At 73.3% G+C, this 19,718-nt stretch carries 21 protein-coding genes; 12 read left to right on the top strand and 9 right to left on the bottom strand.

Annotation, left to right across the window (positions count from 1 at the left end):
- Positions 1-17: 17 nt before the first annotated feature.
- The 5 genes from V6U81_RS11295 to V6U81_RS11275 form a co-directional block, all read right to left on the bottom strand.
- Entirely contained in the window at positions 18-743 is a 726-nt protein-coding gene (locus V6U81_RS11295; RefSeq protein ID WP_334487687.1) for a CDP-alcohol phosphatidyltransferase family protein, read from the bottom strand.
- Positions 718-1,785, bottom strand: a complete 1,068-nt coding sequence (locus tag V6U81_RS11290; protein ID WP_334487684.1) for an iron-containing alcohol dehydrogenase family protein — start codon at positions 1,783-1,785, stop codon at positions 718-720. Before V6U81_RS11290 ends, V6U81_RS11295 begins: the two co-directional genes overlap by 26 nt.
- Positions 1,773-2,504: a phosphocholine cytidylyltransferase family protein gene (locus tag V6U81_RS11285; protein WP_334487681.1), complete on the bottom strand. Its 732-nt coding sequence runs from the start codon at positions 2,502-2,504 to the stop codon at positions 1,773-1,775. Before V6U81_RS11285 ends, V6U81_RS11290 begins: the two co-directional genes overlap by 13 nt.
- A 91-nt stretch (positions 2,505-2,595) precedes the next feature.
- Positions 2,596-3,366 (bottom strand): hypothetical protein, encoded by a 771-nt coding sequence (locus V6U81_RS11280; RefSeq protein ID WP_334487678.1) that lies wholly within the window; start codon positions 3,364-3,366, stop codon positions 2,596-2,598.
- The gene (locus V6U81_RS11275) at positions 3,363-3,812 is read right to left on the bottom strand and encodes an NUDIX hydrolase (protein WP_334487676.1); all 450 of its coding nucleotides are present in this window, start codon (positions 3,810-3,812) and stop codon (positions 3,363-3,365) included. Before V6U81_RS11275 ends, V6U81_RS11280 begins: the two co-directional genes overlap by 4 nt.
- Positions 3,813-3,928: 116 nt before the next feature.
- Here V6U81_RS11275 and V6U81_RS11270 point away from each other — a divergent pair, with 116 nt between their 5' ends.
- The 3 genes from V6U81_RS11270 to corA all read left to right on the top strand — a co-directional run bounded on the left by V6U81_RS11270 (position 3,929) and on the right by corA (position 7,159).
- Positions 3,929-4,318 (top strand): CBS domain-containing protein, encoded by a 390-nt coding sequence (locus V6U81_RS11270; RefSeq protein WP_334487673.1) that lies wholly within the window; start codon positions 3,929-3,931, stop codon positions 4,316-4,318.
- Between the two features lie 166 nt (positions 4,319-4,484).
- Positions 4,485-5,579 (top strand): aminotransferase-like domain-containing protein, encoded by a 1,095-nt coding sequence (locus V6U81_RS11265; protein ID WP_334487670.1) that lies wholly within the window; start codon positions 4,485-4,487, stop codon positions 5,577-5,579.
- Between the two features lie 440 nt (positions 5,580-6,019).
- Positions 6,020-7,159 carry a magnesium/cobalt transporter CorA gene (gene corA / locus V6U81_RS11260; RefSeq protein ID WP_334487668.1) on the top strand — a complete coding sequence of 380 codons (1,140 nt, stop codon included), beginning with the start codon at positions 6,020-6,022 and terminating at the stop codon, positions 7,157-7,159.
- Between the two features lie 7 nt (positions 7,160-7,166).
- Here corA and V6U81_RS11255 read toward each other — a convergent pair whose 3' ends face one another.
- On the bottom strand, positions 7,167-7,949 hold the full coding sequence (locus V6U81_RS11255) for a polysaccharide deacetylase family protein (protein ID WP_334487665.1): 783 nt from the start codon (positions 7,947-7,949) through the stop codon (positions 7,167-7,169).
- Positions 7,950-8,140: 191 nt separating this feature from the next.
- On the bottom strand, positions 8,141-8,968 hold the full coding sequence (locus tag V6U81_RS11250; protein ID WP_334487662.1) for a hypothetical protein: 828 nt from the start codon (positions 8,966-8,968) through the stop codon (positions 8,141-8,143).
- Positions 8,969-9,052: 84 nt separating this feature from the next.
- On the opposite strand from V6U81_RS11250, the gene V6U81_RS11245 reads away from it, so the two are divergent.
- Positions 9,053-9,583 (top strand): peptidylprolyl isomerase, encoded by a 531-nt coding sequence (locus tag V6U81_RS11245; RefSeq protein WP_334487659.1) that lies wholly within the window; start codon positions 9,053-9,055, stop codon positions 9,581-9,583.
- 27 nt (positions 9,584-9,610) lie between these two features.
- On the top strand, positions 9,611-10,558 hold the full coding sequence (locus V6U81_RS11240) for a rhomboid family intramembrane serine protease (RefSeq protein ID WP_334487657.1): 948 nt from the start codon (positions 9,611-9,613) through the stop codon (positions 10,556-10,558).
- Positions 10,559-10,565: 7 nt separating this feature from the next.
- Here the strand turns inward: V6U81_RS11240 and V6U81_RS11235 are convergent, their stop codons facing one another.
- Positions 10,566-10,991 (bottom strand): PH domain-containing protein, encoded by a 426-nt coding sequence (locus tag V6U81_RS11235; protein WP_334487654.1) that lies wholly within the window; start codon positions 10,989-10,991, stop codon positions 10,566-10,568.
- Positions 10,992-11,089: 98 nt separating this feature from the next.
- Here V6U81_RS11235 and V6U81_RS11230 point away from each other — a divergent pair, with 98 nt between their 5' ends.
- The 7 genes from V6U81_RS11230 to V6U81_RS11200 all read left to right on the top strand — a co-directional run bounded on the left by V6U81_RS11230 (position 11,090) and on the right by V6U81_RS11200 (position 17,918).
- Positions 11,090-12,262: a thiolase family protein gene (locus V6U81_RS11230; protein WP_334487652.1), complete on the top strand. Its 1,173-nt coding sequence runs from the start codon at positions 11,090-11,092 to the stop codon at positions 12,260-12,262.
- A 43-nt stretch (positions 12,263-12,305) separates the two neighbouring features.
- Positions 12,306-13,298: an aminoglycoside phosphotransferase family protein gene (locus tag V6U81_RS11225; protein ID WP_334487649.1), complete on the top strand. Its 993-nt coding sequence runs from the start codon at positions 12,306-12,308 to the stop codon at positions 13,296-13,298.
- 148 nt (positions 13,299-13,446) lie between these two features.
- Positions 13,447-14,331, top strand: a complete 885-nt coding sequence (locus V6U81_RS11220; protein ID WP_334487647.1) for a DUF1906 domain-containing protein — start codon at positions 13,447-13,449, stop codon at positions 14,329-14,331.
- 102 nt (positions 14,332-14,433) lie between these two features.
- The gene (locus tag V6U81_RS11215; protein ID WP_334487645.1) at positions 14,434-14,946 is read left to right on the top strand and encodes a hypothetical protein; all 513 of its coding nucleotides are present in this window, start codon (positions 14,434-14,436) and stop codon (positions 14,944-14,946) included.
- Between the two features lie 68 nt (positions 14,947-15,014).
- On the top strand, positions 15,015-15,707 hold the full coding sequence (locus tag V6U81_RS11210) for a response regulator transcription factor (RefSeq protein ID WP_334487642.1): 693 nt from the start codon (positions 15,015-15,017) through the stop codon (positions 15,705-15,707).
- On the top strand, positions 15,700-17,253 hold the full coding sequence (locus V6U81_RS11205; RefSeq protein ID WP_334487640.1) for a sensor histidine kinase: 1,554 nt from the start codon (positions 15,700-15,702) through the stop codon (positions 17,251-17,253). The genes V6U81_RS11210 and V6U81_RS11205 overlap by 8 nt, the downstream gene beginning before the upstream one ends.
- Positions 17,254-17,309: 56 nt before the next feature.
- On the top strand, positions 17,310-17,918 hold the full coding sequence (locus V6U81_RS11200; RefSeq protein ID WP_334487637.1) for a hypothetical protein: 609 nt from the start codon (positions 17,310-17,312) through the stop codon (positions 17,916-17,918).
- A 49-nt stretch (positions 17,919-17,967) separates the two neighbouring features.
- On the opposite strand, the gene V6U81_RS11195 is transcribed toward V6U81_RS11200, so the two are convergent.
- On the bottom strand, positions 17,968-19,563 hold the full coding sequence (locus V6U81_RS11195; protein WP_334487635.1) for a ricin-type beta-trefoil lectin domain protein: 1,596 nt from the start codon (positions 19,561-19,563) through the stop codon (positions 17,968-17,970).
- Positions 19,564-19,718 lie beyond the last annotated feature (155 nt).

The following is a 19,718-nucleotide window of genomic DNA, read 5'->3' as shown; positions in this document are numbered from 1 at the left end:
GGAGGGCCGGAGGGAGGTCAGCGGAGGGAGGCGCGGGCGGAGAAGGCGATGCTGGCCAGCAGGAAGCCGCCGTTGACGATGGTGAAGGCGAGGACCACCCAGAGGGTGAGGGCGGGCGCGACCATCAGCACCAGCGCGGCCACGAAGATCACCGCGCCGTAGTCGCGGACCAGCTTCACCAGGCGTACCGGCAGCGACGTCGAGGTGACCATGCTGGCGGCGTTCGGGCCGGACTGCATCACCGAGGTCACCAGGTTGACCATCCAGGTGCCGGCGAAGGTCACCATCAGCCAGGTCGGTACGCCGGGATGCTGCGCGACGACGGTCGCGGCCAGCGCGGCGACCAGGGCGATCTGGGCGGCCACGTCGCAGAGCACGTCCACCCGGGCGCCCGCCGCGCTGCCCGTGCCGGTCACCCGGGCCAGCTGCCCGTCGGCACAGTCCAGCGCGTACGCGACCTGCCAGCCGACCAGCGCGACCAGCCCGACGACCCAGGCCGGCACGTCCCCGGCGGCGACCCGGTCGGCGAGCGCCACCACGGTCACCGAGGTGGCCAGCCCGAGTACCAGGTTGCCGATGCTCAGCGCGGTGGGGCGCAGCCCGAGCCGCTGGGCGACCAGGGCGAACATGGCCCCCAGGCGCTGGCTCACCGACTCGCTGAACAGCCCGCCACCCCGGTTGACCCGGTAGAAGTCGGCGACGGAGGGCCGGGTCGGCTCAGCCAAGGTGGACGCGGAGTTCATCGGCGTACTCTCCAAGCCGCTGTCGGGTCTCGGCCGGGGTCAGCGCGAGGTGTTCGAGGATGGTGTAGCGGTCGGGGCGGGTCTGCGGGGCGTACTGCACCGCCTCGACGAACTGCTCGTCGGACAGGCCCACGTCGGCGGGGAGTCGAGGTAGGCCGTGCCGGGCCAGGCAGGCCGACATCTCCTCGAAGCGCCGCCGGTCGCCGCGCAGGAACGTGCAGAAGAGCGCCCCGAGCCCGGCCAGTTCGCCGTGCGAGGCCGTGCCCGGGAAGAGCGAGTCGACCGCGTGCATGATCTCGTGGCAGCCGCCGCTGGCCGGGCGGCTCGTGCCGCAGACCGCCATCGCCAGGCCGCTGGAGATCAGCGCCTCGGCCAGCACGGTGACGAACGCGTCGTCGGTCATGTCGCCCCGGTGGGCGAGCACCGCCTCGGCGCCCATCCGGGCCAGCGAGGCGGCCAGCCCGTCGACCGGCTCGCCGCGGACCTGCCGGGCCAGCTCCCAGTCCGCGAGCGCGCTGATGTTGCTGACCACGTCGCCGATGCCCGCCCGGTTGTGTCGCTCCGGGCCGGCCTCCACGAAGTCCAGGTCGACGATCACCGCGATCGGGATGTGCACCCCGTAGGAGCCCTTGATGCCCTCGTTGACCAGGCTGGCCACGGGGGAGGCGATGCCGTCGTTCGCCAGGCTGGTCGCCACGGTCACCATCGGCAGCCCGCGCCGGGTCGCGGCGTATTTCGCCACGTCGATGGTCTTGCCGCCGCCGATCCCCACCACCGCGTCGTACGAGCGGGCGCGCAGCTTCGCGCCCAGGTCGTCCGCGGCGTCCAGGGTGCCGCCCGCCACGGTGAAGACGTCCGCCGAGCGCAGCTTCGGCCGGATCAGCTCGGCGATCTGCTCGCCCTGCCCGGGTCCGACCACCACCGCCACGTCGCCCCCGGCGGAGATCCGCCCGTCGACCAGGATCGCGGCCAGGTCCGCCACCGCACCCCGCCGCACGTCGATGTGGAGCGGGGTGAGGATCGTCCGGGCTAGTAGCGGCACGCGATCTCCCGCGCCCGGGCCAGGTCGGCGTGGTTGTCGACCTCGACCCAGAGCACGTCACCGATCGGCGCCGCCCGCACCTCGCCGCCCCGGTCGGCGAACTCCTGGTAGCCGTCCTCGTAGTACAGGTTCGGGTCGCGCCGCCAGGTCGCCTCCAGGGCGTCGGCGAGCGGGACCGCCACCTGCGGCTCGATCAGCGTCGCGCCGATGTACTCGCCGTACGCCTCGCCCGGGTCCATCAGCTTGGTGATCCGGGTGAGCTGGCCGGCCGCGTCGAAGGTGGTCTTCATCTCCTCCTCGGCCAGCGGCTTGATGTTGTCCACGGCCAGCAGGACGCCCGGGCCGCGCTCGGCCAGCAGGGTCTTCTCCACGCTCACCGGGTGCACGGTGTCGCCGTTGACCAGCAGCACGCCACGGGCGAAGTGCTCCCGGGCCAGCCAGAGGGAGTAGGCGTTGTTCCACTCCTCGGCCTTGTCGTTGTGCACCAGGGTGAGCTGGACGCCGTACCGCTGCTCCAGGGCCGCCTGCCGCGCGACGACCGCGTCGGCGGCGTAGCCGACCACGATCACGATCTCGGTGAGCCCGACCTCGGCGAGGTTGCGCAGCGCGATGTCGAGGATGGTGGTCTCACCGTCCACCGGCACCAGCGCCTTGGGCAGGGTGTCGGTGTACGGGCGAAGTCGCCGCCCGGCACCGGCGGCGAGCACCATCCCGATCATTCCGACGTCCTCCCCACGAACTACCCACGGTCATCGTGGAGGATAACGCCACCTGGCGGTCGTCCTGCGGCCAACCGGTGCGCACGGTCGTTCAGCCGGGCAGCGCCGCCAGGTCGGCCAGCATGCCCAGCCGCTCGTCGGCGGTGAGCACGGCGTACGGCCCGCCGGCCCGCCGGTCGGTCTCCAGCTCGATGGCCCGGCGCTCCGGTCCGGGCGGCAGGTCCGCCACGGTCGCGGCGGTGTGCCCGGCGGCCGTCCACGCGGCGGCGTGCGCGTCCGCCCGGTGGTAACGCAGCGTGCTGAGCCGGTTCAGCAGCAGCACGCCGGGCGGGGTGCCGTCCGGCTCGTACGGCGGCGCCATGGTGGCGAAGGCGGGGCCGGGCTCGGCGTCCGGGGCGTCGGCGAGCAGCAGCGCGTACGCCAGCAGCCGCCCGAGGGCCTCGACCAGCCGGACCACCCGGTCGTCGTGCCCGACCCAGAGCTCCTCGGTCACCTCGCCGTGCACCTGGTAGATCTCGGCCAGGAAGTCCGCCCCGCGTTCGGTCGCGGCGAACCCGCCGTCGGGCTGGCGGGCGATCATGCCGTGCGCCACCTGCTTGTCCAGCGCCCGCTGGCAGGCCGCCGGGTCCCGGTACCGGGTGACCGCGGCGAAGCCGTGCCCGTCGACCGTCCCGCCCGGCGCGGCGAGCCGGGTCCGGAACTCGACCAGGAAGCCGGTCGCCGCCGGCCCGCCGTACCGCTGGCTCAACTCGGCGCCGCCGCCGTCGCGGCCGGCGAGCATGCCGGCGACGAAGGTCCGTTCGACCGCCGGGGCGACCAGCCCGGCGAACCGGTGCGGGGCCAGCTCGACGCCCTCGTTCACCGGCCGATGGACCGGAGGGCGGCGAACGCGTCCTCGACGATTCGCCGGATCTCACCGTCGTCGACGTCCCGGTTCTCGTCCAGCAGCGCCACGTCGCGTTCGGTCAGCCAGCGGAACTCTGTGTGCTTGCCGGCCTCCAGGCGGGGCCGGCTCAGGTCGCCGTCGACCCGGACCAGGAAGTCCGTCTCGATTCGGTCCAGGCCGTCGTCGCCGGTCCAGCGGAATGCGGGGAACCGGGCCAGCACGTGCGAGACGGTCCAGCCCGTCTCCTCGGCGACCTCGCGGCGCAGCGCGTCCTCGGCGTCCTCACCGGGTTCCAGATGGCCGCCGACGATGTCCCACGTGTTGGGAAAAAGGCGCCGCTCGGGGGACCGGCGCTGGACAAAAAGGCGGCCGTCGTCGTCCACGATCAGCGCGCCGGCGCAGCGGAGAGGCTCGGTGGGCACAGCGTCGACAGTAGCGAGCCGCCGCGGAGCTCGCCGCTGACCGGTCTTGTCCCGATCTGCCTCGAGGGCCCACCATGTGGGGTACCGGTGCCGCCGTCCCACAGGGGTGATGCGTGATGCAGGTTCGAGAAGCGATGTCCAGTGAGGTACTCGTGGTCGGCCCGGAGCACACGCTCCGCCAGGCGGCCCGAATGATGTCGGCCCGCGGTGTCGGGTCGGCGGTCGTGATCGACCCGGAGTCCGAGGGAATCGGCATCATGACCGAACGCGACGTGCTGAACGCGATCGGAGCCGACCTGGACTGCGATGTCGAGCGGACCAGGGGGCACGTGAGCTGGGATGTCGTCTACGCCGGTCCGGAGTGGACGGTGGAGGAGGCGGCGACGGCGATGGCCCGGGGCGGCTTCCGGCACCTGGTGGTGCTCGACGGCCGCGAGGTGGCCGGGGTGATCTCGGTCCGGGACCTGATGCGGGTCTGGGCGCAGCAGGGGCTCGCGCTGCGCTGACCCCCGGGGCGGGAGTCGTCGTACCCTCCCCCGACGACTCCCGGCCCGGCCCGCCAGCAGGGAGAACGAGAGCGGAATTCGGGTCCGCCAATCGATCACTGCCCGCATGTTGAACTTGGCGTGTATGCCGGTCGGAGTGGCCGGCGCAGGCCCTAGGCTCGTGCGCATGACCGCCGAGCAGCTGATCTCGTTCGCCCGTGGAGCTCCCTCGCTGGACATCGTGGATGTCGAGGGTCTCAAGGCAGCCGCCGTCCGCGCCTTCGACGCCGACCCCGCCGGGGTCACGGCCTACGGCACCTCCGTCGGCTACCCACCCCTGCGAAAGTGGATCGCCGACAAGCACGGCGTCCAGCCCGATCAGGTGCTCGTCACCAACGGCTCGCTCCAGGCCGACGCGTTCCTCTTCGACCACCTGGTGCGGCGCGGCGACGCGGTGGTGGTGGAGCGACCGACGTACGACCGGACCCTGCTCAACCTGCAGAAGATGGGCGGCGAGATCCACGGCGTCTCCATCCAGCCGGACGGCCTGGACACCGCCGAGCTGCGCAAGCTGCTGGAGTCCGGGGTGCGGCCCCGGCTGGCGCACGTCATCCCGAACTACCAGAACCCCGCCGGGGTGACCCTCTCCCTGGAGAAGCGGCGTGAGCTGCTCGACCTGGCCGCGGAGTACGAGTTCATCATCTTCGAGGACGACCCCTACGCCGACATCCGCTTCCGTGGGGAGCCGCTGCCGTCGATGCTCTCGATGGACACCCGCGACGTGGTGGTGCACGCGTCCAGCTTCACCAAGACGGTCTGCCCGGGCGTCCGGGTCGGCTACCTGGTCGGGTCGGCCGACCTGATCGCCGACATCGCCAAGAAGGCGACCAGCCTCTACATCTCCCCGGGCATGGTCTCCGAGGCGATCGTGCACCAGTTCTGCGTCTCCGGCGACATCCAGCGGTCGATCGAGACGGTGTCGACGGCGCTCGGCGAGCGGGCCCGGGTGCTGGCCGACTCGTTGCGCCGGCACCTGCCGGAGGCCCGGTTCGTGGAGCCGGACGGTGGCTACTTCCTCTGGGTCGAGTTCCCGGAGGACGTGCTGGTGGAGAAGCTCGCCCCGGCCGCCGCCGAGCGTGGCGTGGCCGTGGTCAAGGGCAGCGACTTCGTCATCGAGGGCGGCCGGCACGCGCTCCGGCTGGCGTTCTCCGCGGTGACCGCGGACCGGATCGACGAGGGTGTCCGCCGGCTGGCGGAGGCCGTGGCCGCCGTTCGCGGCTGATTTTCTGTCGGGTTTCCGACAATCAGGCGATGCCGGCCGGCTTGGGACTCCCCCAGGGCCGGCCGGCGGCCCACAATGCTGCGAGCGTCACTCACGTCCACCGCCGCACCGTCCCCACCAGGGCCGGTACCCCCGCGGCGGGGTGGACGGCGACGCCACGCAGCACTACCCCCGCCCCCAACGGCGTCGGGTGGGCCGTGTCGCCCCTCACCCCCTGACGCGGTACGGCCCACCCGGCGCCACCCCGGCGCCGGTGCCCGCACCCGCCCGGCCGTCGCCGCGGCTGCTCCGGGCTCCGCCACCGCGGCCCGAGCTGTGACCACTGTCACGGCCCCCACCCCCCGGATCGGACGCTCGGAACGCCCCGCACCTCGCTGACGGGCCGGACCCCGGCGGCGGCGTAACCTGCAAGCCGCAGCAGCGTGGGGGAGGGGGACGCCATGACGGACCAGGAGCGGTCAACGACACCGAACGCCGGACGGGCGCCGCGCCCCCGCGCCTGGGCGGCCCCGGTCCGCGCGATGTCCCGCATCCTCAACGCCGACGGCTCCCCGCGTACGGCCGCGCCGGCCGGCCCGGAGCGCAGCGGCGTCGTCGACTGCGGTCTCTACGTCGACGGGGAGCGCCAGTCCGGCCAGTGGCACTACGCCGAGGCGCTGGAGGCGGCCCGTCGGGAACGCGACGCGTTCGTCTGGATCGGGCTGCACGAGCCGGAGCTGGCCGAGATGACCGCCATCGCCGAGACGTACGGCCTGCACGAGCTGGCGGTCGAGGACGCGGTCAAGGCCGAGCAGCGCCCCAAGCTGGAGCGCTTCGGCGAGGTCGTCTTCCTGGTGCTGCGCACCGCCCGGTACTGCGAGCACACCGAGCTGACCGAGAACTCCGAGGTGGTGGAGACCGGCCAGGTGATGCTCTTCATCGGGCCGAACTTCCTGATCAGCGTCCGGCACGGCGACGCCTGCCGGCTGGCCCCGGTGCGGGCCGACCTGGAGGCCAAGCGCGAGCTGCTGGTGCATGGTCCGTGGGCCGTGGCGTACGCGATCACCGACCGGGTGGTCGACCTCTACCTGGAGGTGGCCGACCAGCTGGAGGACGACCTGGACGTGCTGGAGGCGGACGTCTTCGACCGGCAGGGCAGCGGGCGGATCCAGCGGATCTACCAGATGAAGCGGGAGCTGGTGGAGTTCAAGCGCGCGGTGGTCCCGCTGCAACGGCCGCTGCTCACGCTGACCTCGCAGGTCAACCGGGACGTGCCGAAGGAGATCCGGCGGTACTTCCGCGACGTGCAGGATCACCTCAGCCGCACCGTCGAACAGGTCAACTCCTACGACGACCTGCTCAACTCGATCCTCCAGGCCCGGCTGGCGCAGGTCACCGTCGACCAGAACAACGACATGCGCAAGATCGCCGCGTGGGCCGCGATAGGAGCGGTGTGGACCGCGATCGCCGGCATCTACGGCATGAACTTCGAGAACATGCCGGAGCTGGGCTGGACGTACGGCTACCCGGGCGTCTGGGCGCTGATGCTGGCGTCGTCGTTCACCCTCTACCGCCTGTTCCGCCGCAACGGCTGGCTGTAGCGCCGGCTCAACCGGCGGCGAGCAGCTCGGAGACGGTGACGAAGTCGAAGCCCCGGGCGCGCAGCCCCTTGATCATTCCGGCCAGGCCCCGGATGGCGACCAGCCGGTCGGCCGGCCCGGTGTCGTGGGCCAGCAGGATCGTCCCGGGGGTGCACGCCCCGACCACGTAGTCGACCAGGCCGGCGGGGTTCTGGACGTACTGCGACTCGAGCATCTGCCGGTTCCAGAGCACCAACTGGTAGCCCAGGTCGTTCGCCGCGAGCAGCGTGCTGCCGCCTAGGTGCCCGTACGGCGGGCGGAGCAGGGTGGGCTCCCGGCCCCAGAGCCGGGTCAGCTCGTCGTGCGCCCGGCTGATCGCCTCGCGGCTCTGCTCGTACGTCATCCGGGCCAGGTCCAGGTGGGCCCAGGTGTGGTTGCCGACCTCGTGCCCGGCCAACCGGTCGGCGACCAGGTGGCCGTGCTCGCGGGCGTTGCGCCCGACCATGAAGAAGGTGGCCCGGGCGTCGGCGTCGGCCAGGATCGACAGCACCTGCGGGGTCCAGTTCGGCGCGGGCCCGTCGTCGAAGGTCAACGCGACCAGCCGCCGGGTGGTGTCCACTCCCCACACCACCTCCACCCGCGAGGAGCGCGGCGGCGTGCGCCGGTCGGCGTGCACGGTGGCGGCGTACCCGCCGTAGAAGGGCAGCTTGCTGTCGGCGGTGGCCTCGTCGTACCCGATTTCGCCGGTGAGGGTGGCGGCCGCGCCGCCCAGCGCGGCCGCGGCGCCGGTCAGGATCCGCCGTCGGGACACCGCCCGGGGACCCGCGGGGGCCGGACGTGCCGACTCCACCCCGGGCGCCGGGGGCTCACTCCTCGACGGCGGCATGTCCTGCACTGTAGGAGCCGGGCGCACGCCCGGCGATCCGATAAGCGAGGTTCACTCCTCGGATACGCCGGCGGCGCGGGAGTCGCCTCCCGCGCCGCCGGCGATTGTCCCTGGTGTCAGCGACGGGTCTTCGCGGCACCCTTGCCGAGCGCATTGGTGAGGTCGTCGGCCGGACGACCGGAGACGTCCTTGGCGCCCTCGGCGACCGAGGGGACCTTGTCGTTGGCCTGGATCACCGGCTGCGTGCCGGGACGGGTGGTCGACGCGCTGTCGCCACCGGCCACCGCCGAGCTTCCCGCGCCGGTCGGGCCACCGGCCGTGCCGGCGCCGCTGGACATCGTCGAGGCGTCGGTGCCCTTCTCGCCGCTGGGCGAGGGGGTCTCCACCACCAGGGTGTCGACCTCGTCACTCACCGGCGCGACGCCGCGGGTCGGGTCGTACTCGGCCCACTCCTGCTGCTCCCGGCGGCGACGCATGGCCATCGCGCCGGCCACCCCGGCGACCGCACCGGCGGCCAGCAGGCCGGTCATCATGCCGCCCGACTTCTTCTGCTTCTTCTTGCTGGCCTTGGCGTTCTTCGCCTTGGCCTTCTTGCTCACCGCGGCCTGCTTCGCGGCGGCGGCCTTGCGGTCGGCGACCATCTTGCCCGCCGTGCCGGCCTGCGCGTTGCGCACGGCCAGGGCCAGCGGCGCGAGGGCCGCGACGGTGGACGCGAACCCGCTCGACGCCCGGTCCTTCACGACGACGGCGGTCGGCGCGACGGCGCCCCGGGCCGCCTGGACCCGCGGGCCGACCGTGGCGCCGGCACCCTTCGCCGCATGGTTCGCGGCCTGACGCAGGTGTCCGATGCCCTGGTTGAGCTCGATCTTCGCGAGCTGTCCCTGGGTCTTGCGCCGCCCGATTCCAAACACGGTCCCACCTCCTGGGAGTTGTTCCTTCGTCATCCTCCACCTTCGGATGCCTCCGCACTGCCAGATCGGGCACATGGGAGGATCCGCATGGAACTGACCAACGAGTGAGGAGTACCCGTGGCCGAGGCTGTCTACGCCACCTTGCACACCAACGCTGGCCCGATCCGGCTGGAGCTCTTCCCGAACCATGCTCCGAAGACGGTCCGCAACTTCGTGGAACTGGCCGAGGGCACCGCGAAGTACACCGACCCGCGCACCGGCCAGCCGGGCAGCGGGCCGTACTACGACGGCACCATCTCGCACCGCGTGATCAGCGGCTTCATGGTCCAGATGGGCGACCCGACCGGCACCGGCCGGGGTGGACCGGGCTACCAGTTCGGCGACGAGTTCCACCCGGAGCTGCGCTTCGACCGGCCGTACCTGCTGGCGATGGCGAACGCCGGGCCGGGCACCAACGGCTCGCAGTTCTTCATCACCGTCTCGCCGACGCCGCACCTGAACAACCGGCACACCATCTTCGGCCAGGTGGCCGACGAGCAGTCGGTGAAGGTCGTCGACGCGATCGCCAACACCCCGACCGGCCCGAGCGACCGGCCGCTGCAGGACGTGGTGATCGAGCGGGTCGAGATCGAGCGCACCCCGGCCTGATCGCGCCCGCGAGGTACCTTTGCACGCATGACTGAACGCTCCGGGCCGGCCGGCGACGCCACCGGTGGGTCGGTGCCGACCACTCCGGTCTGCTACCGCCACCCCGACCGGGAGACGTACGTCCGCTGCACCCGCTGTGACCGGCCGATCTGTCCGGACTGCATGCGGGACGCCTCCGTCGGCCACCAGTGCCCGGAGTGCGTGAGCGAGGGACGCCGCACCGTACGGCCGGCGCGCACCGCCTTCGGCGGCGGTGCCGCCGGCCGACGGGGCCTGGTGACCCGCACCCTGATCGCGCTGAACGTGCTGATGATGGTGCTCTCCATCGCCTCCGACCGGGGCGGCGACTCGATGGCCGGCGGCTCCGGCCTCGGCGGCCTGCTGGGCGGCGGTACCCCGCTGACCCAGTGGGGCTCGGTGATCAGCTACGCCTCGTACGTCGACTTCGGTCCGGCGCACGGGGTCGCCGCCGGCGAGTGGTACCGGCTGGTCACCGCGATGTTCCTGCACTACGGCCTGGTGCACCTGCTGCTCAACATGTGGGCGCTCTGGGTGCTGGGGCGCGACCTCGAGGCGTTGCTCGGGCCGATGCGCTTCCTCGCGCTCTACCTGGTCGCCGGGCTCGGCGGCAACGTCGCGGCCTTCCTGTTCAGCACGCCGAACGCGGCATCGGCCGGTGCCTCGACCGCGATCTTCGGGCTCTTCGCCGCGGTCTTCGTGATCATGCGGCGGCTGGGCCGGGACACCTCGTCGATCGTGCCGATCCTGGTGATCAACCTGGTCTTCACATTCACCGTGCCGGGCATCTCCGTCCCGGGGCACATCGGCGGCCTGGTCGTCGGGGCGCTGATGGCGCTGGTGCTCGCGTACGCCCCGCGGATGCGTCGGTCGGTCTTCCAGGCGGCCGGTACGGCGGTCATCCTGGTGGCGCTGCTCGGCCTGGTGGTCGTCCGCACCGCGATGCTGACCGGCTGACCTCGCCTCAGGGGCGGGCCGCCAGAAGCGCCTCGGCCACCTCGGCCGGCTCGGTGCCCAGGTCTGCCCGGCCGAAGAGGTGCAACGACTCCCCGGCGTCGATCTCCAGCGTCTCGGTGGCGAGCCCGAGCCGGCTGCGCCGGTCCACGGTGATCGCCTCCACCGTCTCCCAGGGCAGCAGCCGCCGGCCGGCGTACCCGTCGATGACGGTGATCCCCGCCGGGTCGACGGCGAGGCGGACCGGGACGAGCAGGTCGCGCAGCGCCCAGCCGGCGAGCGCGACGCCCACCGCGACGGCCAGCGCGATCTGGACCGGGTCGCCGTCGGCGAAGACCAGCCCGAGCAGGACCAGGCCGGCCGCGGCGAGCAGCTTCGCCACCGGCAGGGCCGCCGGCACCCGCCACTGGCGGGCCGGGGACGATGGTGGTTGCACGGCTCCAGCATGCCAGCCGGACCGGGCCGGCTCCCGGGGGCGGACGACGGCCGGCCGACGACGTAGGATCGACCCAGCCAGGTTACCGGGGAGTAGACATGAGTGACGCAGTCATCGTCGGCGCGGTACGCACCCCGGTCGGGCGGCGCAAGGGCAGCCTTGCCACCGTGCACCCGGTCGACCTCTCGGCGCACGTGCTGCGCGCGCTCGCCGAGCGGACCGGCATCGAGCCCGGCCAGGTGGACGACGTGGTCTGGGGGTGCGTCTCCCAGGTCGGCGAGCAGTCCTGGAACATCGCCCGTAACGGCGTGCTCGCCGCCGGCTGGCCCGAGTCGGTGCCCGGCACCACCCTCGACCGGCAGTGCGGCTCCAGCCAGCAGGCCCTGCACTTCGCCGCCGCCACCGTCGCGTCCGGCCAGGCCGAGCTGGTGGTGGCCGGTGGCGTCGAGTCGATGACCCGGGTGCCGATGGGCTCCAGCGTCGGCGGCGGGATGCCCTTCAGCGACCAGCTCCGGGACCGCTACCGGGGCGTCGAGGGCTTCGCCGACGACCAGCCGCTGCCGTTCAACCAGGGCGTCGGGGCGGAGCTGATCGCCGAACGCTGGCGCTTCTCCCGTACCCAGCTCGACGAGTTCGCGCTGGCCAGCCATGAGAAGGCGGCCGCCGCGCAGGACGCCGGCGCGTTCGACCCGGAGCTGGCCCCGGTGGCGCTGGCCGACGGCGGCAAGTTCGTCGCCGACGAGGGCATCCGCCGGGAGACGTCGCTGGCCAAGCTCGGTGAGCTGGCCACCCCGTTCCGCGCCGACGGCGTGGTCACGGCCGGGTCCGCGTCGCAGATCTCCGACGGCGCCGCCGCGCTCGCCGTCACCACCAGCGAGTGGGCCAGCCGGCACGGGCTGCGCCCGCTGGCCCGGATCCACACCGCCGTGGTCGCCGGCGACGACCCGGTCACCATGCTCACCGCCCCCATCCCGGCCACCGCGAAGGCGCTGCGCCGCGCGGGGCTGGGCATCGAGGAGATCGGGGTGTACGAGGTGAACGAGGCGTTCGCCCCGGTGCCGCTGGCGTGGCTGGCGGAGACCGAGGCGGACCCGGAGCGGCTCAACCCGCGGGGCGGCGCGATCGCCCTCGGCCACCCGCTCGGCGCCAGCGGCGCTCGGATCATGACCACGATGCTCCAGCACATGCGCGACAACGGCATCCGCTACGGCCTGCAGACCATGTGCGAGGGCGGCGGCATGGCCAACGCCACCATCGTCGAACTGCTCTGAAATCGGTGGCCGTCCCGCGCCCGGGCGGCCTAACCTGCCGGCCGTGACGACTACCCACGCCCCGCACTGGTCGGACCCCCGGTGGGCCGACGACGCCCTTGCCTGGGTCACCGGGCAGCTGACACCGCTCGGCCGGCGGGTCACCGGTCCGGTCGAGCCGCGGGTCCGCCCCTGGTCGCTGGTCTGGCAGGTGCCCACCGACGCCGGGCCGGTCTGGTTCAAGGCCAACAACCCGGGCACCCGGCACGAGGCGGCGCTCCTGGCCGAGTTGGCCCGGACCGCCCCGGGCGGGGTGCTCGAACCGCTCGCGCTCGACCTGCGGCGGGGCTGGTCACTGCTGCCCGACGGGGGTCCGAGCCTGCGTGCGGTGCTGGCCGGCGACCGCGACCTGACCCGCTGGGAGGGGGTGCTGCCGGCGTACGCCGACCTCCAGCGGGCCACCGCACCGCGGGTCGACGCGATGCTGGCCGCCGGCGTGCCCGACCACCGCCCCGAGGTGCTGCCGGCGCTCTTCGAGTCCCTGTTGGACGACACCGGATCGCTGCTGATCGGCGCCGAGGACGGGCTGGCCCCGGCCGGCTACGAGCGGCTGCGCGCGCACCGGGCCGGGTACGCGGCGGACTGCCGCCGGCTCGCCGGGTTCGGGATACCGGCCACCATCCAGCACGACGACCTGCACGACGGCAACGTCTTCGCCGCCGACGACGGGTACCGCTTCTTCGACTGGGGGGACGCCTCGGTCGCCCACCCCTTCGGCACCCTGCTGGTGACCCTGCGCTCCGTCGCCGACGGCTTCGCGCTGGGGCCGGGTGACCCGGCGCTGGCCCGGCTGCGGGACGCGTACCTGGAGCCGTGGACCGACCGGTACGACCGGGGTGACCTGCGGGAGGCGGCGGCGCTGGCGATGGTCGTGACCACGGTGAGCCGGTCACTGTCCTGGCGGCGTGCCCTGGACAGCCCCGACCCGTCCCGGACTGAGTACGCCGCGGCGGTGCCCGGCTGGCTGGAGGAGCTCTTCGCCCCCGCCCCGCTCTGAGCCTCATCGTCCACGGTGGACCCGTTCACCCCGGACGGGGTGGACAGCCGGGCCACGGCACGGCAGTATTCCTCGGGTTGGCGTCGAGCGCGCGGCCCGTCCGGGCCCGCTCCGCCCCCCACCGTCGTTCGATCAGATCGGGAGACCTGTGACGATCCCCTCCACCCCGTGGGGCCGGCGTCGTGCCGTCCGCCGGGTGCTCGCCGCCGCCCTGACCGGTGTGCTCGCCGTGGCCGCCGCAGTGACCGGCACGAGCCAGCCGGCGCAGGCCGCCGGCTACTACGGCCCGCAGCCCGGCACCTTCACCGGCCTGGGCTTCGACACCTGCGCGGCACCCTCGGACGTGGCGATGCAGGCGTGGCTGCAGTCGCCGTACCGGGCGGTCGGGATCTACATCGGGGGGGTCAACCGGGGCTGCGCGCAGCCGAACCTGACCCGGACCTGGGTGGCGAACCAGCAGGCGGCGGGCTGGCGGTTCTTCCCGCTCTACGTCGGCCTGCAGGCCCCCTGCTCTGATTTTCTCCGCAAGATCGACCCGGCCCGGGCGGCCACCCAGGGCTGGGAGGCGGCCAACGACGCGGCGGCCAGCGCCCGCAGCCTCGGCCTGGCGTATTGGAGCACGATCATCCTGGACCTGGAGCACTACGAGACCGGCGATGCGGCCTGCACCACCGCCGTCAACGCGTTCGTCTCGGCCTGGACGACCCGGCTGCACCAGTCCAGCTTCTTCTCCGGCCTCTACACCAACGTCTCCTCGGCCGGTCTCACCGACCAGTTGGCCGCCTACTCCCGGCCCGGGTACCGCCGCCCGGACGTCCTCGACTTCGCCCGGTGGGACGGGGTGAAGACCGTCACCGACCCGGCGGTGCCGTCGACGTACTGGGCGCCCAAGCGGCGGATGAAGCAGTACCAGGGCGACCACGACGAGACCTGGGGCGGCGTCCGGATCAACATCGACAGCAACTACCTCGACCTGGCGCAGCCGGCGTACCCGCGGCGGTTCACCGGGACGATCTCGACCGGCCGGTCCTGACCCTGCGCGCTCGTCGCACCCAGGGTGCGACTTGCAGGAGTGGAACTTCCAAAATGCCGTAGTGACCCACGTCACCGCAGGTAACGGCTCGTTGACCAGGGCATGGACGTCTTCTCGCGAACGTTCCTCCCGGCTGCCGCCGAGACCGGACTGGCGGTCCAGACGGTGGCCCGGCACATGCCGGTCTTCCGGCAGTGCGTCGGCTCCGGTGACGCCACCATCCTGGTCACCCGGTGCAGCCGCCCCGACCGGCCGGTGGCCGGCGAGTACCTCCTCCTGCTCACCCACCGCCGGATGGTGGTCACCCAGCAGACCCGGGTGCTGCACCGGCTGCGCCTGCACCTCAACACCGAACTGCGTGAGCTCAGCAACGTGACCTGGAGCCCGGACCCGCGGTCGCACTCCGTCGAGCTGGCCGCCACCGCCATCGACGGGGCGCGCGAGCGGTTCGTCATCCGTACCCAGCACCCGAAGCAGGTCTGGCAGCTCGACACGCTGCTCCACCACGCCTTCCGGACCCGGCTGCGCAAGCCGGCGGAGCGCGTCGTCGCGAAGATCGGCGAGACGCCGGCCGTCCCGCCGATCCCCGCGCTGCGCCCCGTCGTGGCGCGCTGACCGCATCCTTACCTGACCCGAACACAGCCATACGTCCGTCCCGCCCGACCGTCGGTCATCATGGGCCGGTGACCGCCGACGCCGCGCCGCGCGGGCTCGTCCTCGTGGTGGAGGACGAGCCGGCCATCGCCGACCTGGTCCGGCTCTACCTGGTTCGGGACGGGTTCGGCGTCCACCTGGAACGGGACGGCGAGGCGGGGCTGGCGGCCGCCCGCCGGTTGCGCCCGGTGGCCTGCGTGCTGGACATCGCCCTGCCCGGCCTGGCCGGCACCGAGATCTGCCGACGGCTGCGGGAGGCGGGCGACTGGACTCCGGTCATCTTCCTCACCGCCCGCGACGACGAGGTCGACCGGATCGTCGGCCTGGAACTCGGCGCCGACGACTACGTCACCAAGCCGTTCAGCCCCCGCGAACTGGTGGCCCGGGTCCGCGCGGTGCTGCGTCGCACCGTCGGCGCTCCGGGCGGCGCGGAGCAGCCCCGGACGGTCGGCCCGGTCACCCTCGACCCGGCCCGGCGCACGGTCACCGCGGCCGGCGCGCCCGTGCAGCTCACCTCCACCGAGTTCGACCTGCTCGCCCACCTGATGGCCCGCCCGGGGCGGGTCTTCACCCGGGAGGAACTGCTGGCCGGCGTCTGGGGATACGCGGCGCACGCCGGTACCCGGACCGTCGACGTGCACGTGGCACAGGTTCGGGCGAAGCTCGGCCCGGCCAGCGTGATCCGTACCCACCGCGGCGTCGGGTACGCGGCCGATGGCTGAGCCCACCGGCCCGCCCCGGCCGCCCGAGCCCACCGGCCCGCCCCGGTCGCTTGAGCCCACCGCCTCGGCCCGGCCGCCCGGACCGCACCGGCCGCACGAGCCCACCGTCGCGCTGCCGGTGATCGGCGGCCGCCCGGTGTCCTCCGCGCCCCGACGGAGCTGGCTCGGCCGGACCCTGACCGCCCGCGCGGTCCTGGTCACCTGTGCGGTGGCGCTGGTGTCGGTGCTGGTCACCGCCCTGGTCGCGGTTCCCCTGGCGGTTCGCGGCGCCGAGCGGCGCGACCAGGAGGCGCTCGCCGCCCAGGCCCGGCTCGCCGCCGACGTGCTGCGGTTCCGCCCGGCCCGGCAGCGCGACACCGCCGGCGACCGGCTGATCCGTCAGCTGAGTCAGCAGAAAATCGACGTGTACGTCGTCCGGGCCGGCGAGGTCGACCGGCCGGGACTGCCCCGGCAGGTGGTGAACCGGATCGCCGCAGGCGGGAACGTCTCCGGCCCGCGGCTGGTGGCCGGCAGGCGGTCCCTGGTCGAGGGACGGGCCGTGCCCGGCGGCGCCGGCGACGGCGTGGTGCTCGCCCGGGCCACCCCGCAGGGCCCGTGGCGGCAGGTGCTGCGCACCCTGTGGCTGCCGCTGCTGGCCGGGCTCGCCGCCGGGGTGGCGGCCGGGCTGCTGCTCGCCCGTCGGCTGGCCCGGCCGATCCGGCAGGCGGCCACCGCGGCGGCCCGGCTGCGCGCCGGGGACCGGACGGTCCGGGTGCCGGTGGAGCCGCCGGACGAGGTGGCCGACCTGGCGTACGCGCTGAACGGGTTGGCCGCCGCGCTGGCCACCAGCGAGGGACGGCAGCGGGAGTTCCTGCTCTCCGTCTCGCACGAGCTGCGCACCCCGCTGACCGCGATCCGGGGTTGGGCCGAGGCGCTGGCCGACGGGGTGATCGACCCGGACGAGGCGCCGGCCACCGGCCGGACCATGCTCGCCGAGGCCCAGCACCTGGACCGGTTGGTCAGCGACCTGCTGGCGCTGGCCCGGCTGGAGGCGGCGGACTTCCCGCTGGAGCCGGTGCCGGTCGACCTCACCCGGCTGGCCGCCGACGCGGGGCGCACCTGGTCGGACCGGTGCGCGGCGCTCGGCGTGCCGTTCCGGCTGGAGGTGCCTTCGGGGCCGGTGCCCGCGTACACCGATCCGGGGCGGATCCGGCAGGTGGTGGACGGGCTGCTGGAGAACGCGCTGCGGGTCGTACCCCCGGGGGCGGCCGTGGTGCTCGCGGTCCGGCCGGCCGGACCGGACCCGGCGGCCGGCGGGGTGGTCGAGGTCCGCGACGGCGGACCGGGCTTCACCGACGGCGACCTGGCGGTGGCGTTCGAGCGCGGGGCGCTGCACCAGCGCTACCGGGGGGTGCGCAAGGTCGGCAGCGGCCTGGGGCTGGCGCTCGCCGCCGGCCTGGTCCGCCGGCTCGGCGGGGACATCGCCGCCGGGCACGCGCCGGAGGGCGGCGCGGCCTTCACCGTCCGCCTGCCCGCGCATCCTTACCTGACCCGAACATCGGCCTGACGCGCCACCCATCCCGGTACCGGACGCTGTAGTCACCACGGACGAGAGGGAGACTCATGGCACGTCACGGATTGGCCATCGGCACCACGTCGCTGCTCGCGGCGCTCGCGCTGGGCGTCGCCGGCTGCGGCCCGGCGCAGGTCGCCGAGGACACCTCGAAGGCGGCGGCAGTGGACGTGGCCGCGGCGATGGGCGTGGAGGGCCAGGCGCTCGCCGCGATGGGCTTCGACCCCACCGAGCTGGAGCCGGTGGCCGCAGCCGGTGCCGCCCCGTCCGGTTCGCCGGCCCCGGAGGCGTCCGCCGGCGGGAAGGGCAAGCGGGGTGAGCGGGCCGAGGAGTGGCGCAAGCGGCGGCAGGCCCGGGTGCTGCTGCGGAAGAACACCCTGCACGGTGAGGCCGTGGTGCAGACCAGGGACGGCGGTACGAAGACCGTCGCCGTCCAACGCGGCCAGGTGACCGCCATCGACGGCGACTCGATGACCGTGAAGTCGACCGACGGATTCACCATGACCTGGACCTTCGGCGAGGACCTGAAGGTGGTCGAGCGGCGGAACACCGTGCAGTCGACCGACATCAAGGTCGGCACCACCGTCGGCGTGGCCGGCGCGAAGGACGGCGACAACGCTATGGCCCGGCTGATCGTGGTCCCGCTCAAGCAGAAGTGACGCATGGGAGGAGCGGCCGTCCCGCCGGGACGGCCGCTCCTCGGCGTGCTCAGTAGACCCGGGAGCCGATGAAGTCGTCGTGCCCGTACCCGACCGGGGTGGGGAACGACCGGGACTCGAAGGACCACTGCTGGCGGGCGCTGGTGGAACAGGTGGCCAGCCGCAGCCGCGGGGTGCCCAGCCACGGGTTGTCGAACGCCACGCAGAGGCTCGTCGCGCCGGCCGGCTTGAGCTGGTTGCCGACGAAGACGAACTGCTGGTTGGCGCCGCCGTGACAGTCGTAGATGTTGACCGCGGTGTTGGCGGTCAGCGAGCCGCCCGCCACGTCCAGGCAGCGGTCGTGGGAGAGCTCGGAGTGCAGCGACCGCCGGGTCGGGTCGTACCAGAAGCCCTGGTTACGGCCGCCGTGACAGGCGTACGACTGCTGGGCGGTGCTGTTGCGTGAGTCGTACCCGCGACCGTCCACGCAGGTGCCGGTGGCCGCGTTGCGCAGCTGCCGGAACTCCATCAGCCCGGGGTAGAGCACGCCGCTGCCGGTGCTGGCCGGGTCGACGCAGGTGGCCCGCTGCTGCCCGGAGTTCCAGAACTGGGTGATGCACTGGGCGAACATGCCGTGCCCGCGGACGTTGGGATGGAACGACTGCCGGGCGGCGTTCTCGTCCCAGATTCCCACCTCGATGTAGAGGCCGCGGACGGAGGTGTTGTCGGTGCACACCTCGTGGCCGTGGAAGAGCCGGCTGGCGTCCAGGTAGCGGGTGCCGGTCTCGGTGGCCGCCGCACGCAGCGCCGACTCGAACAGTGGCACCGCCTTGTTCCGGGCGAACGCGGCGTCGGCGAGGTAGAGCAGGCAGCCGCCGGAGTACCAGCCGGGGAAGTTCGGGTTGTCCTCCACGTCCGGGCTGCCGGGGCTCGGGTACGACATCAGCACCAGCTCGTAGTCGGTGCGCAGGTAGCCGGCGTCGGTCATGGTCTGCCGGATCGAGGTGAGGGCCTCCTCGACGGCCCGCCGGCTGCCGTCGGTGCGGATGGTCCACTGGTCGGTGTAGGTCGGGTAGCAGGGGCCCTGGAAGAAGACCCGCCGCACCGCGCAGTCGGTGGCGACCGGGCCGAACTGGATGGTGCCGTCGCCGTTGGCCCCGACGACCACCCAGATCAGCTTGACGTGCGTGTTGCGCGCCTTGACGGCCAGGTAGTCGCCCTGGTTGAGCTCGTTGTGCTGGGTGGGGCCGCCGGCGACGAGGTTCCACGGGGTGGCGCCGGAGCAGGCCAGGTTGTACTGGGTGTCGGAGGCGATGCCGGTCCGGAAGACGGCCTGGTCGTACGAGCGGTCGCACCAGTTGCCGTCGGTGTGCGTGCCGGGGACGTAGTTGCCCACGCCCTCGCCGGAGATCTCACTGTCGCCCATGGTGACCAGGGCGGTGCGGCGCTGCTCGAGCGGCCGGATCTCCGGAGAGCCGTAGAGCGCGGTGGCCTCGGCAGCGCGGACCGTTTCGAGGTTCGTCGGGAGTGGCTGGACGGTCGGGCGATCGTCGGCGGCGGCGGGGGACGCCGGACCGAGGAGCATGGGCAGGGCGAGGGCGGCGGCGGAGGCGACGGCGAGGACCCGTCGGATCGCCGGTGCGCGCCTGGTGGGGGTGCCAAGCATCGACGCACTCCTTTCGGCTCGATCGCGGGACGTCGATCGAGTTACCGGAAGGTAACGCCGCACCCGTATTGATGTGAATATGTCTCGGGAAAGGTTTCCGCCATCTGCGTGCCCGGACCGTGTCCGGTGCCGGATACTCGCGGGAGATGCCGTCC

It is taken from the genome of Micromonospora lacuserhaii (genome assembly GCF_036902735.1).
GTDB lineage: Bacteria > Actinomycetota > Actinomycetes > Mycobacteriales > Micromonosporaceae > Micromonospora.
This window is presented reverse-complemented; position numbering and strand designations above follow the sequence as displayed.

Coding starts and splice junctions, on each gene's coding strand:
- V6U81_RS11270 (WP_334487673.1), top strand. CDS start 3,929: ATGCAGGTTCGAGAAGCGATGTCCAGTGAGGTACTCGTGGTCGGCCCG.
- V6U81_RS11200 (WP_334487637.1), top strand. CDS start 17,310: ATGGCACGTCACGGATTGGCCATCGGCACCACGTCGCTGCTCGCGGCG.
- V6U81_RS11205 (WP_334487640.1), top strand. CDS start 15,700: ATGGCTGAGCCCACCGGCCCGCCCCGGCCGCCCGAGCCCACCGGCCCG.
- corA (WP_334487668.1), top strand. CDS start 6,020: ATGACGGACCAGGAGCGGTCAACGACACCGAACGCCGGACGGGCGCCG.
- V6U81_RS11195 (WP_334487635.1), bottom strand. CDS start 19,563: ATGCTTGGCACCCCCACCAGGCGCGCACCGGCGATCCGACGGGTCCTC.
- V6U81_RS11265 (WP_334487670.1), top strand. CDS start 4,485: ATGACCGCCGAGCAGCTGATCTCGTTCGCCCGTGGAGCTCCCTCGCTG.
- V6U81_RS11240 (WP_334487657.1), top strand. CDS start 9,611: ATGACTGAACGCTCCGGGCCGGCCGGCGACGCCACCGGTGGGTCGGTG.
- V6U81_RS11285 (WP_334487681.1), bottom strand. CDS start 2,504: ATGATCGGGATGGTGCTCGCCGCCGGTGCCGGGCGGCGACTTCGCCCG.
- V6U81_RS11295 (WP_334487687.1), bottom strand. CDS start 743: ATGAACTCCGCGTCCACCTTGGCTGAGCCGACCCGGCCCTCCGTCGCC.
- V6U81_RS11250 (WP_334487662.1), bottom strand. CDS start 8,968: ATGACGAAGGAACAACTCCCAGGAGGTGGGACCGTGTTTGGAATCGGG.
- V6U81_RS11215 (WP_334487645.1), top strand. CDS start 14,434: ATGGACGTCTTCTCGCGAACGTTCCTCCCGGCTGCCGCCGAGACCGGA.
- V6U81_RS11230 (WP_334487652.1), top strand. CDS start 11,090: ATGAGTGACGCAGTCATCGTCGGCGCGGTACGCACCCCGGTCGGGCGG.